The following is an 11,335-nucleotide window of genomic DNA, read 5'->3' on the forward strand; positions in this document are numbered from 1 at the left end:
GATCCGCGCAAACACGCCGCCAGCGCCCGACGATCGGAGCGGGTCTGATCGGCGAACACGCGGAACGTGCGGCCGAACGGATCGGTCACCTCGTCGAGCGACGGCGCCTCCAGCGCTTTGGCGACGCTTTCGCCGGGGCCGCCGCCCTCGATCAGGCCGATTCCCAGACCGCCGAAAATCGCTGACCGCACCCGCTCAGGCCGGGTCTGCGCCAGAATTCCCGTCATCCGTGCACCGAGCGAATATCCCATGATGTCGGCACGCGCGATGCCGAGGTGATCCATCAGCGCGGTGATGTCGCTCGTCATCGTGCCGATATGGTAGTCTTCCGGATCGTAGAGCTTGCTGGAGTCGCCGTGACCGCGATTGTCGAACGCGATCGCCCTGAAGCCGTTCTTGCGCAACTCCGACACCCAGGCCGGATACACCCAGTTCACGTTCTTGCTCGATGCGAAGCCGTGCACGAGGACCACGGGATCGCCCTCGCCTTCGTCGAGATAGGCAATTTCCACGTCGCCGTGATGAAAGCTCAGCATCAGCCAGGTCCGTGAATGGGATGGAAACGGGATGGTCGGCAAACGACCGATGAAACGTTTTATGCCGGCGCGCCGCCGCCGGCAGACTGCGCGGCAAGCTGCCGACGCAAGCGCCTGGCTTTTGAACGTTGCAGCCACGATAACGTCAGGCGCTCGGTCGTTGCCTTGATCGACGACAGGAAGCCGAACAGCGCGAGCACCGCGCTCAACACCCACATCGCGAGATTGAACGCGCCGGCGGTGAGCAACAGCGCGCCGCGTCCCAGGATCTTGACGATCGCGCGAGTCTGGCCGCCCTTGGTTTCGGCGAGCCGGGCAGCACGCGCGACATCTTTCGGGCCTTCCGCGATCCGCAGCGTATCGAGCGCGCCCCGCGTCCCGGACTTCTCGCCGATGCGGCCGACATCCTTGGCGAGGCGCACCAATCCGCCGACCTTCTCGGCGCGGATCGCCGCCTTGAGCGCGACGGCGGTCTGGCGGGGCCGCGCCAGCGTCCCCGCCGCGACCGCGTTTTTCAGTTTTCGCATATCGACGATTTCGCGCGCCGAACGGCCTGCCCACCGGCTCAGCCCCTCGCCGAGCCGTCCTGCCTTACGAGCATCCTTGACCAGTGTGAGGCCGGCGCGGACCGGAGCGGCGCCGCCGACCGACACGAAGGTGGCCGCCGTCACAACGAGACCCGTGGCGGCAAGCCCGAGCAGAAGCCGGTCGGCATCCTCGCCCGTTGCCAGATGCTTGCCCTCGCGCATGAGGTCCCGGACATCCCCGAATGCGCTCAGATCGCCGGCGACAGTGCCCGAGAGGCTCGCGCCGTCATCCGCGTTGCCGGTGAGCAGCCCGATGAAAAATCTCTTGGCGATATGTCCGGTAGAATTTTCTTCTCTCACGGCTGTGGCGACGCGTTGAGATAGTTCGTCAGGCGTCGATAGTCCTCTCGCCGCCGCGAGATCGACAAGGCTGTTCGCGAGATCGGGATCTTGCGCCGAAAGCGCGGCCTCGATGTTTTCCGTCGCCAGCGCCGGATCGTTCCGGAATGCGGAATCGAGACGAAGATCGGAAAGGCGGGCGGGATCGTCCTGCGCGATCAGCACGGCGCCGGCGTCCCTGGCATGCGGCCACAGCAGGGCGAAGGCCGCTGCACACATCGCCGCTCCCGTCATCGCGCCGCCAATTCGCCATCGCATCATCGAAATCCCGTAAAATCGGCCTTAAAAGGTGGTGTGCCGGTTTTCAATCACAACTTCCCCGACGAAAGAAGGGCTTCTCCCAACGACAGGATTATGTCGAATTTGTATGGATAAATGACCCGCGAATTTTTCCAAATCCGTTTCCGGCGAGCTAGGAATCGAAGCCGCCGGCCAGTATGGTGCCGCGCGATGTCGTTGCGTGTCCGGCGCGTCGAATGCCGCGCAGCGACCCAAGGTGGAAAGCATGTCTGATCACGTAGTCCCACACTTCCATAACGATGCAGGCGTGGCCGTTATCCATATCGGCTCGCGGGAATTCATGTGCGTCGGAGCCAATCCACCGTTCGATCATCCGCACGTCTTTCTCGATCTCGGCAACGACAGCGAAATCATCTGCCCGTATTGTTCGACGCTGTATCGCTTCGCACCCGATCTCGGCGCCGGACAGGCCCGCCCTCCGGAGTGCGTGGTGAGAGACAAGGTGGCCTGAACTGCCTGTGACCCCGTCACGCACGGTCGTTATCGCCGGTGCCGGAATCGGAGGTCTGACGGCATCGCTTGCCCTGGCCGCCAAGGGCTTCCGCGTCCTCATCATCGAGACAGCCGAGCGCCTCGAAGAAATCGGCGCGGGCCTGCAACTCTCGCCGAACGCGACCCGCATTCTGATCGGCCTTGGTCTGCACCCGCGGCTATCCGCACGCGCGCTGGTGCCCGAGGCCGTCAGCATCATGAGCGCGCGGCACGGCGGCGAGATCTGCCGCCTGCCGCTCGGCGAGGCGGCCACGTTGCGCGCAGGCGCGCCCTATTGGGTGATGCATCGCGGCGGCTTGCAGGCGGCGCTGCTGGAGCAGGTTCGCAATCATCCAGATATCGAATTGCGCCTCGGCACTGCGGTGGAAGACGCGACTTCCCATGCCGACGGCGTCACCGTGAGTTTGGGCGGCGGCACAGATCGCGCCAAGACCGCATGGGCGCTGATCGGCGCAGACGGCGTGTGGTCGACGCTTCGCACCCGTCTGTTTCCGGATACGAGCCCGCAATTTTCCGGCCTGATCGCATGGCGCGGCACTGTCGAGGCGTCTCAATTGCCGCACGACAGGACCGCGCAATACGTGCGGCTCTGGATGGGACCGCACGCGCACCTCGTATCCTATCCGATCTCAGGCGGAAGGCAGATCAACATCGTCGCGGTGATGCCGGATATATGGAATCAGCCTGGCTGGAGCGCCCCCGGCGACGCCGCTGACATCAAGCACCGGTTCGCGCAAGCGCGCTGGTCTGAGCCGGCGCGCACGATGATCGGCGCGGTAGCCGCAGATGGCTGGCGCAAGTGGGCGTTGTTTACGATCCCGCCGATGGCCGCGTGGCACCGCGATGCAATGGCTCTCCTCGGGGATGCCGCCCATGCGATGCTGCCGTTTGCGGCGCAAGGTGCGGGCATGGCGATCGAAGATGCCGCCGTGCTCGCTCAATGTCTCGGCGAGGCCGCAAACGAAAATGCCGGCGCCGCGGCTGCGCTTGCGCGTTACACGGGCCTGCGCCGCGCGCGCGTCGCACGCGTGCAGGCGCTTGCGGAGCGAAACGGGCGGATCAGCCATCTCGCGGGAGCCGCCGCGCTGGCGCGAGATCTCGTCATCAAGGCGATCGGACCGCAGCGCATGCTGGCGCGTCAGGACTGGATCTACAATTGGCGGCCTGACTTGAAGGACGCGGGCGCATGACCGCCGCCGCAGATTCGCCTGAGATCAACGTCTCCGCCGAGGTGCGGTGCCCGGACTGCCAGCCGCAGGGGCCGCTGTTGCGGCCTCCTCATGACACTTGTTCCGCTGCCATTCCTCATCGGCAAGCTTGGCGGATGCGCGCGTGGTAATGTAGTCGTTGCGATACGCCACCTCGGCAACGACCGCGCCAGCGGCCCCGGTATGGGCCTTGTCGATCAGCTGCTGCAACTCAGCCGTGCGGGCCGCCAAGGATTTGCGCTGCTCGTCGAGCTGCTTGCAGTCGTAGAGCTCGTATTTCGCGGGATCGACGAACGCACCCGACATCGCGCCATCGCCGAGGTTGGCGCAGCCGCCAAGACCGCTGCCCGCGATCACCAGCGCAATTGCGGTGGTGAGAGCGGGATGAGTAAAAGCGTGGTGCGGCTTTCCGCCCGCATCCCGCTCGAGGATATTGGAACAGATCACGTTCATGATTTTGGGTCGGCTCGATCCAAAATCGCCGTGATCTGGCAACCCCGAACGGCGGCTTTTGGCGATGCGGTCCGACATGGTCCCCTGTTCAGCATGTCATCGAGTTACGCTAAGCGCGATCGAAGCTGCGTAGAGCACCGGCTCGTGACCGCATTGAGGCCACGCGGCCAGGTGCTGGCGGCTTACGCCCATTCCCCTTTGCGGAAGACGGGAATACGACTGCCGTCGCTGGCGATGCCGTCGATATCGGTTTCACCCGATCCGATCATCCAGTCGATGTGAATGAAGCTCTTGTTGCCGCCTTGCGCCGCAATCTGCTCCGGCGACAGCCTGCCGCCATCGACGAAGCACTTCGAGTAGCACTGGCCGAGCGCGATGTGGCAGGCCGCATTCTCGTCGAACAGCGTGTTGTAGAACAACAGCCCGCTCTTGGAGATCGGCGAGGAATGCGGCACCAGCGCAACCTCGCCGAGCCGGCGCGCGCCCTCATCCGTATCCAGCACCTTGTTCAGCACGTCGGCGCCGCGCGACGCCTTCGCCTCGACGATGCGGCCCTTCTCGAAGCGCACCGCGATATCGTCGATCAGCGTGCCCTGATAGGATAGCGGCTTGGTGCTGCGCACGTGACCCTCGACGCGCAATGCGTGCGGCGTCGTGAACACCTCCTCGGTCGGAATGTTCGGATTGCAGACAATACCGTTTTTCGCCGTGGACGCGCCTCCGACCCATTCGTGGCCGTCGGCCAGGCCGACCGTGAGATCGGTGCCGGGCCCGGAATAATGCAGGGCATGAAAGCGCTGACCGTTGAGCCAGTCGGTGCGCTGGCGCAAAGCAGCGTTGTGCGCGGTCCAGTTCGCTATCGGATCATCATTGTCGACGCGCGAGGCGGAAAAAATAGCGTCCGCGAGTTTCCCCACCGCTTCGCTCTCGCCATCGTCGGGGAACATCAGTTTCGCCCACGCCGCGCCGGGATAGGCGACGATGTTCCAGTTGACATCGAAGCCGACGATTTTCTCGAGCGCCGGCTGATAGGCTATCGAGTTCGCCTTGTTGGCGCGCGCGACTTTCGCACCGTCCTCGCCCGACAGCAGCATCGGATTGTCGCCGACGACGGCGAGCCGCGCGGTGTTGGCGCCAAACGCCTTCGCCATACCCTCATAGAGCCATCCGGCGGCCCGATCGAAACCCGCATCCGGTCCGAACCTGTAGCGCGACAGCGTGATCTCTTCATCGGAGAAGAACGGCGTCACCAGTCCCGCGCCGGCCTTGTAGGCATGCTCGGAAATCCGCCGCACCAGCGGCAGCGCGACGGTAGGCGCGGTGATCAGGAGGTCCTGCCCCCTTGCGAGCTGCAGGCCGACCTTGACCGCGACTTCGGCCAGACGGTCCAGCTTCACCGGATCGATCGGCGTGACAATATTGCGCTGGTGCTGGGTCATCGAACTTATCCTGGACAAGTGGTGCGGGCAGCCGGACTCGAACCGGCACAGCTCCTGCGAGCCGAGGGATTTTAAGTCCCTTGCGTCTACCGATTCCGCCATGCCCGCGCGCTTTTCTTTTCAAACACTTAGAGCCGAAATGCAATGGCAATGCGCCCTCGTCTTTGGCGAATTGCGTTCATCTCCCGTTCTCTCTGGAGATAACGCGGGGAGCGCGCGGCGACTTTTCTGCCGGAGGCCTGACGGATAGACGAAGCAAGCAGTTGATGCCGCCTGTCGCATTGACGATTGTCGAAGTAGTTTCGCGGCGGGTTTGAGATGCAGGAGACGACGATGCCATCGAGCGAGGATGTGGACGCGCTGATCGAGAGGTTGCGGCAGGACGCCGAAATGCTCAGTGACGGCTACCAGCGCAATCTCACCGAACTTTGGCACGGCGTCGTCGTGAAGGATGCCGCGAAGGCTTGCGCGGCGGCCGCGGACCTTATCGAGGCGCAATCCAGGGCGCTCAGCGACGCCGCCGTGGAATGGGATGCGCTGGATCAATCCCACCGCTCGATCGGCGAGCAACTCGGCCGCGAAGGCAGGCGTCGCATTGCTGCTGAAACCAGGCTGAAGGAAGCCGAGAAGATGATCGAACTGATCGCGGCAATGCGAACGGACAACTCCGAACAGCTCGAATTGATTGCGCGCGCCCGCGCTTTTCTCAATCCAAGGAGGGTCTAGCAACGCGCGTTCGCGGAATATCCGTTCGCGACAAACGGCGCGCGGGCGTCATGCGGCCTTCTTCCGTTGCAACGCCTCGCGGATCAAAGGCAGGCGGTCATTGCCGAAATACATATCGGTCTTGTTCAGAAAGATCGTCGGCGACCCGAATGCGCCGCGCGCGATCGCCTCGTCGGTATTTGCCTTGAGTTCGTTCTTGATGCCTTCATCGCCGATGCCGGTGAGAAGTTTTTCCGGATCGATCTCGAGCGATTTGCAGATCTCGGCGAGCACCGGCTCGCGGGAAATGTCCTTGTCGTCGCGCCAATAGGCTTCGAACACCGACGTCGCGAACGGAACCATCGCATCGTTGCCGAGCCAGAGACAGCCGCGCATCGCCTTGACGCTGTTCACGGGAAATACAGTCGGCGGCATCTTGATCGTAAGTCCCGCCAGCCGCGCCCAATCCGCCAGATCTTTATGCATGTAGCGGACCTTCGCCGGTACGGGATGCTCCCGCGAGGCATAAACGCTCGGATTGATGGAATTGAATATCCCGCCGACCAGAATCGGCCGCCACGAGATTTTTTCGCCGAACTCTTTCGCCAGCGGCTGGATGTTATGAAAGGCGAGATACGTCCAGGGACTGGAGCAATCGAAAAAGAATTCGATCATAAGCGAGCTTCCTCTGTTTCGTGTGATCGGATTGGCCCGGTCGTCCGTGTCTTGTCAACTGTTGCTCCAGACGGACGTGGATGGCAACACGAACCCGGCATCACCACGTCGAAAGCTCACATATCTTTATTCTGTGGTGGAACCGAACTCGCCATACTCTCATGCAGCGTTACGCGATAACCAGCCTGCAACGCGCGCACCGTGGATGGCGGCGTGATCAGCCGCGCACCGGCGAGCGGCAAGCTCGCTTCGCGATAACCGTCGAAGGTCCACAACAAGGGGCGTCCGCCAGCGATCAGGTAGTTCTCGCCACCCGTCCGCACCATCGCCCCGTCGGGCAATTCGTCGAGCGGCATCGGCAGCGAGTGCAGCCGCTTTGCGCGGCCGTCGAGCCGTTCCCGATGAAGCACCGAGTCGATCTCTGGCGCGTGCGCATTGCCGTGTCGATTGCCGCTCTCCCACGCCAGACGAAATGCGTTGGCATCCGCGCGCCGACAATAGAAACACGGACGGTGCCCTGCCGCGAGCGCGGTCGCCTCGTCGAGAAAGAACAGTTCTGTCCAGCTCCGCGTCGCCATCACGTCGCGGCGACGGCCACGGAAGTCGCAGACGCAGACGATCCAGGCCTTCGTGGTCCAGCGACGTTTCAAAAGCGTCCGCGTCGCTGGATCATGAATGATGCCACGATTGCCGGTGAAAGCGCCACGCTGCGGCACCGCGACGATATTGCCCGTAGGCGTGACGCGGTTTTGCAGAGGATGCATTGCGTGGTGCCTCGCAACTATCCTTCTCGTCATTCCGGAAGCCGCGAAGCGGCTGTCCGGAATCCATAACCACGGCGGGGACTATGGATTCCGGGTTCGCTCGTTTTACTCGCGCCCCGGAATGACGATCAAGGGTTGGTCCAAAAATCACGCCGCGCCGTCGCGCAGCGGCGGAGCAAAAGCGAGGCCGAGATCCCACGGAAAGTAAATCCAGGTGTCCTGCGAGACTTCGGTGATGAAGGTATCGACCAGCGGCTTGCCGAGCGGCTTGGCGTAGACGGTGGCGAAATGCGCATTCGGCATCATGGCGCGCACCACCCGCGCGGTCGCGCCGGTGTCGACGAGGTCGTCCACAATCAGGAGCCCCTTGCCGGTGCCGCCACCGAGTTGCGCGGTCGCATCGGAAATACCCTTCAGCACCGTCAGCTTGCTCTGGTTGGTGTGATCATAGCTCGCGATACAGACGGTATCGATGACGCGGACGCCGAGTTCGCGCGCCACGATCGCGGCAGGCACAAGGCCGCCCCGCGTGATCGCGACCACCGCATGAAACGGTCCTGTCTCATTCAGCCGCCAGGTCAACGCCCGGCAGTCGCGGTGAAACTGATCCCAGGACACCGGAAAAGCCTTGTCGGGGGTCTGAATCACGTGAGTCCTTGTCGTCGTTCCGGAACACGGGCGCTTTGCACGAGTGAACCGCAATCTGTTTCGATCATAGTCTTCGGATTCCGGAGCCGCGCAGGAGAATGCGCATCCGAAAATACAGGAATAGGGATAGTCTACTGCGTCGCCTTGAGTCCCGCCAGCATCGCGTTCACGGCATTCATCGCCGCCGTCAGCTTGGCCTGATCGCGCGAGCGCACCACAAGGCTCGTGTTCGGCTGGCCGTTCTCGTCGAGGAACGGATAGCTGCCGATGGTGGTGTCCGGATGCGCCTCGGCGATCGCGCGGAGCGGCGTGCCGATATCGCCTTCGCGGCAATTGCCGCGCACCGATTCCGACAGCATCCGCTCGCCGGCCTGCAGCGTCGGCGCGACGATATCCATCATCGCCTGCATGATCGAAGGCACGCCCGCCATGACGATGACGTTGCCGATCCTGAAACCGGGCGCAAGAATGGTCGCGCTCTGAATAAGCTCGGCGCCCTCGGGAATGCGCGCCATGCGCAATCGCGCCTCGTTCAATTCGCCGGGGTTCTTGTAGCGCTCCTTGAACCGCGCCACCACCTCGGGGTGATAATCGACGCTGACGCCAAACGCCTTTCCGACGCTGTCGGCGGTAATGTCGTCATGCGTGGGACCGATGCCGCCGGTGGTGAAGACATAGGTGTACCGGCTGCGAAGTGCGTTCAGCGCGGCGACGATATCGGCTTCATCGTCGGCAACGATGCGAGCTTCCTTGAGGTCGATTCCGATATTCGTCAGGTATTCGGCGATAAAGCCGATATTCTTGTCCTTGGTCCGCCCGGACAGGATTTCATCGCCGATCACCAGAACGCCCGCGGTGATGATGTCACCCATGACCTCTCCTTGCCGTCAGCAGCGATCATGACATGACGCGCGGCTGCTCCAGCGTCAAGACGGCGACATATATCTCGATTGCACGAAAAAACGCGACGCTTCCGGCGATCGGCGCGCATCTCATCGCATAACCGCCGACAACGCCCTGTCACAGCGGCATCGCTCAATGCAGGCGGAACACGCCGTCCACCGCACGCAGCTCCGCAGGCTTGATCAGCCTCGAATGGGCGACCGTCACCGAGACCAGCGGTCCTTCAAGTTGCCTTTCCCAAAAGGCGAGGAAGTCGCACAGCGCCGGGAATTTCGGAAACAGGTCGTAGTTTTGCCAGACGTAGCTTTGCAGCAGCCACTGCCGGTCCGGGCGGCGATACAGGATTTCTGCCGTCGTCAATCCGTAGCCCGCTACTTGCTTGCGGAAGTCGTCCGAAACTCCGCCGGATTGCACTTCACCTTTCGAGACCATGCCAAACCTCCTTGGAGGCAGCGCTATCGCAAAAGCTGGCGACCGATTTCTGCAATAACGCTCCAGCCCCCCGATGAGCCCACATTCTGGACCAACGCCCTGACGGCGCCGCCCTATTGCGGTCCGAGAAAATAGTGACGCACGACACGCTAATCACAAGCCTAAAAATTCAATAGAGTGTTAAATAATTCAGTTCTGGCAGCGCCTTACCGCGTCTGCTAACATAATCAGGGGTCAGGGTGCGGGAGATCGATCGACCGGCGGCAAGTCGCTTTCTTGGAGTTCCTAAAAAATCTGCCTTCTGCCCTTGCCCGTATCTTCGCGACGGCTTATGTCCTGACCGGTCGCCTTGGCACTCGTTGGCCGCGACTGCCAAAAATTCAGAAATATCATCTATCTTCATAAACTTAGGAGGACCGTATGAAATTCCGTCCGCTTCACGACCGCGTCGTGGTCAAACGCATCGACGCCGAAGAGAAGACCGCTGGCGGCATCATCATTCCGGATACGGCTAAAGAGAAGCCGTCGCAGGGCGAGGTCGTCGCCGTCGGTCCCGGAGGCCGCGACGAGACCGGCAAGCTGATCCCGGTCGATATCAAGGTCGGCGACAGGGTGCTGTTCGGCAAGTGGTCGGGCACCGAGGTCAAGATCGACGGCCAGGACCTTCTCATTATGAAGGAGTCCGACATCATGGGCGTTCTCACCGACGCCGCCCCGGCCAAGAAGAAGGCCGCGTAACCGGCGATCGTCATCACCGGGACGCAGACAGGGTTTCGCAAGTCTGCGCCCGCTGATCCGCGCCTTCGCTCCCATCCATGCAAACAGACGTGGATGGCCGGGACGAGCCCGGCCATGGCGTCGAAATCAAATTTGAGGATCAACCAATGTCAGCCAAAGATGTCAAATTCGGCGTCGAAGCCCGCGACAGGATGCTGCGCGGCGTCGACATCCTCGCCAATGCGGTGAAGGTTACGCTTGGCCCCAAGGGCCGGAATGTCGTGCTCGACAAGTCGTTCGGCGCGCCCCGCATCACCAAGGACGGCGTCACCGTCGCCAAGGAGATCGAGCTCGACGACAAGTTCGAGAACATGGGCGCGCAGATGGTGCGCGAAGTCGCCTCCAAGTCCGCCGATGCGGCCGGCGACGGCACCACCACCGCCACGGTTCTGGCCCAGGCGATCGTGAAGGAAGGCGCCAAGTCGGTCGCCGCCGGCATGAACCCGATGGACCTGAAGCGCGGCATCGACCTTGCCGTCGAAGCCGTGGTCGCCGACCTGGGCCGCAATTCCAAGAAGGTCACCTCGAACGAAGAAATCGCGCAGGTCGGCACCATCTCCGCCAACGGCGATTCCGAAATCGGCAAGTTCCTCGCCGACGCCATGAAGAAGGTCGGCAACGAGGGCGTCATCACGGTCGAAGAAGCCAAGTCGCTCGAGACCGAACTCGACGTCGTCGAGGGCATGCAGTTCGACCGCGGCTATATCTCGCCCTACTTCGTCACCAATGCCGAAAAGATGCGCGTCGAGATGGACGACGCCTATATCCTGATCAACGAGAAGAAACTGTCGTCGCTGAACGAGCTGCTGCCGCTGCTGGAAGCCGTGGTGCAGACCGGCAAGCCGCTGGTGATCGTCGCAGAAGACGTCGAAGGCGAGGCGCTGGCGACGCTCGTGGTCAACCGCCTGCGCGGCGGACTCAAGGTTGCCGCCGTCAAGGCGCCGGGCTTCGGCGATCGTCGCAAGGCCATGCTGCAGGACATCGCCATCCTGACCGGCGGTCAGGCGATCAGCGAAGACCTTGGCATCAAGCTCGAGAACGTCACGCTGCAGATGCTCGGCCGCGCCAAGAAGGTGA

14 protein-coding genes and 1 tRNA gene are annotated in these 11,335 nt (G+C 62.6%); 5 read left to right on the plus strand and 10 right to left on the minus strand.

Translation table 11 applies throughout. The annotated features are described in order from the left end of the window. A partial coding sequence (locus BGN91_RS05860) for an alpha/beta fold hydrolase (protein ID WP_292611367.1) occupies nt 1–536 on the minus strand: 536 nt, incomplete at its 3' end. 59 nt (nt 537–595) lie between these two features. Then, nucleotides 596–1,720 carry a hypothetical protein gene (locus BGN91_RS05865; protein WP_292611368.1) on the minus strand — a complete coding sequence of 375 codons (1,125 nt, stop codon included), beginning with the start codon at nt 1,718–1,720 and terminating at the stop codon, nt 596–598. Nucleotides 1,721–1,967: 247 nt separating this feature from the next. Here BGN91_RS05865 and BGN91_RS05870 point away from each other — a divergent pair, with 247 nt between their 5' ends. Next, on the plus strand, nt 1,968–2,213 hold the full coding sequence (locus tag BGN91_RS05870) for a zinc-finger domain-containing protein (RefSeq protein ID WP_292611370.1): 246 nt from the start codon (nt 1,968–1,970) through the stop codon (nt 2,211–2,213). A 7-nt stretch (nt 2,214–2,220) separates the two neighbouring features. Next, nucleotides 2,221–3,444: an FAD-dependent monooxygenase gene (locus BGN91_RS05875; protein ID WP_292611371.1), complete on the plus strand. Its 1,224-nt coding sequence runs from the start codon at nt 2,221–2,223 to the stop codon at nt 3,442–3,444. Nucleotides 3,445–3,468: 24 nt separating this feature from the next. Here the strand turns inward: BGN91_RS05875 and BGN91_RS05880 are convergent, their stop codons facing one another. From BGN91_RS05880 to BGN91_RS05890, 3 genes are all read right to left on the minus strand, one after another. Next, on the minus strand, nt 3,469–3,915 hold the full coding sequence (locus tag BGN91_RS05880; RefSeq protein WP_292611372.1) for a twin-arginine translocation pathway signal: 447 nt from the start codon (nt 3,913–3,915) through the stop codon (nt 3,469–3,471). 182 nt (nt 3,916–4,097) lie between these two features. Next, nucleotides 4,098–5,354, minus strand: coding sequence for an aminopeptidase (locus tag BGN91_RS05885; protein WP_292611374.1), 1,257 nt, complete (start codon nt 5,352–5,354; stop codon nt 4,098–4,100). A gap of 19 nt (nt 5,355–5,373) precedes the next feature. After that, nucleotides 5,374–5,462, minus strand: a tRNA-Leu gene (locus tag BGN91_RS05890). A gap of 225 nt (nt 5,463–5,687) precedes the next feature. Here BGN91_RS05890 and BGN91_RS05895 point away from each other — a divergent pair. After that, complete coding sequence (locus BGN91_RS05895) at nt 5,688–6,080, plus strand: hypothetical protein (RefSeq protein ID WP_292611376.1); 393 nt, start codon at nt 5,688–5,690, stop codon at nt 6,078–6,080. 48 nt (nt 6,081–6,128) lie between these two features. Here BGN91_RS05895 and BGN91_RS05900 read toward each other — a convergent pair whose 3' ends face one another. The 5 genes from BGN91_RS05900 to BGN91_RS05920 form a co-directional block, all read right to left on the minus strand. Next, nucleotides 6,129–6,734 carry a 2-hydroxychromene-2-carboxylate isomerase gene (locus tag BGN91_RS05900; RefSeq protein ID WP_292611378.1) on the minus strand — a complete coding sequence of 202 codons (606 nt, stop codon included), beginning with the start codon at nt 6,732–6,734 and terminating at the stop codon, nt 6,129–6,131. A gap of 116 nt (nt 6,735–6,850) precedes the next feature. Next, nucleotides 6,851–7,498 (minus strand): hypothetical protein, encoded by a 648-nt coding sequence (locus BGN91_RS05905; RefSeq protein WP_292611380.1) that lies wholly within the window; start codon nt 7,496–7,498, stop codon nt 6,851–6,853. A gap of 147 nt (nt 7,499–7,645) precedes the next feature. Continuing rightward, nucleotides 7,646–8,146, minus strand: coding sequence for a xanthine phosphoribosyltransferase (gpt, locus tag BGN91_RS05910; protein WP_292611382.1), 501 nt, complete (start codon nt 8,144–8,146; stop codon nt 7,646–7,648). 131 nt (nt 8,147–8,277) lie between these two features. After that, nucleotides 8,278–9,018: a molybdopterin-binding protein gene (locus tag BGN91_RS05915; RefSeq protein ID WP_292611384.1), complete on the minus strand. Its 741-nt coding sequence runs from the start codon at nt 9,016–9,018 to the stop codon at nt 8,278–8,280. 163 nt (nt 9,019–9,181) lie between these two features. Then, nucleotides 9,182–9,481 (minus strand): usg protein, encoded by a 300-nt coding sequence (locus BGN91_RS05920; RefSeq protein ID WP_292611385.1) that lies wholly within the window; start codon nt 9,479–9,481, stop codon nt 9,182–9,184. 420 nt (nt 9,482–9,901) lie between these two features. On the opposite strand from BGN91_RS05920, the gene groES reads away from it, so the two are divergent. Together groES and groEL are read left to right on the plus strand one after the other, a co-directional pair. After that, nucleotides 9,902–10,219 (plus strand): co-chaperone GroES, encoded by a 318-nt coding sequence (groES, locus tag BGN91_RS05925; RefSeq protein ID WP_292611386.1) that lies wholly within the window; start codon nt 9,902–9,904, stop codon nt 10,217–10,219. Between the two features lie 146 nt (nt 10,220–10,365). Further along, the coding region (gene groEL, locus BGN91_RS05930; protein WP_292611387.1) for a chaperonin GroEL at nt 10,366–11,335 on the plus strand (970 nt) is incomplete at its 3' end.

Origin of the sequence: Nitrobacter sp. 62-13 (assembly GCF_001896955.1) — a bacterium.
GTDB lineage: Bacteria > Pseudomonadota > Alphaproteobacteria > Rhizobiales > Xanthobacteraceae > Nitrobacter.

Excerpts from the sequence above, each read along its gene's own strand:
- BGN91_RS05865 (WP_292611368.1), bottom strand. The coding sequence starts at position 1,720 with ATGCGATGGCGAATTGGCGGCGCGATGACGGGAGCGGCGATGTGTGCA.
- BGN91_RS05870 (WP_292611370.1), top strand. The coding sequence starts at position 1,968 with ATGTCTGATCACGTAGTCCCACACTTCCATAACGATGCAGGCGTGGCC.
- BGN91_RS05880 (WP_292611372.1), bottom strand. The coding sequence starts at position 3,915 with ATGAACGTGATCTGTTCCAATATCCTCGAGCGGGATGCGGGCGGAAAG.
- BGN91_RS05885 (WP_292611374.1), bottom strand. The coding sequence starts at position 5,354 with ATGACCCAGCACCAGCGCAATATTGTCACGCCGATCGATCCGGTGAAG.
- BGN91_RS05895 (WP_292611376.1), top strand. The coding sequence starts at position 5,688 with ATGCCATCGAGCGAGGATGTGGACGCGCTGATCGAGAGGTTGCGGCAG.
- BGN91_RS05900 (WP_292611378.1), bottom strand. The coding sequence starts at position 6,734 with ATGATCGAATTCTTTTTCGATTGCTCCAGTCCCTGGACGTATCTCGCC.
- BGN91_RS05905 (WP_292611380.1), bottom strand. The coding sequence starts at position 7,498 with ATGCATCCTCTGCAAAACCGCGTCACGCCTACGGGCAATATCGTCGCG.
- BGN91_RS05915 (WP_292611384.1), bottom strand. The coding sequence starts at position 9,018 with ATGGGTGACATCATCACCGCGGGCGTTCTGGTGATCGGCGATGAAATC.
- BGN91_RS05920 (WP_292611385.1), bottom strand. The coding sequence starts at position 9,481 with ATGGTCTCGAAAGGTGAAGTGCAATCCGGCGGAGTTTCGGACGACTTC.
- groES (WP_292611386.1), top strand. The coding sequence starts at position 9,902 with ATGAAATTCCGTCCGCTTCACGACCGCGTCGTGGTCAAACGCATCGAC.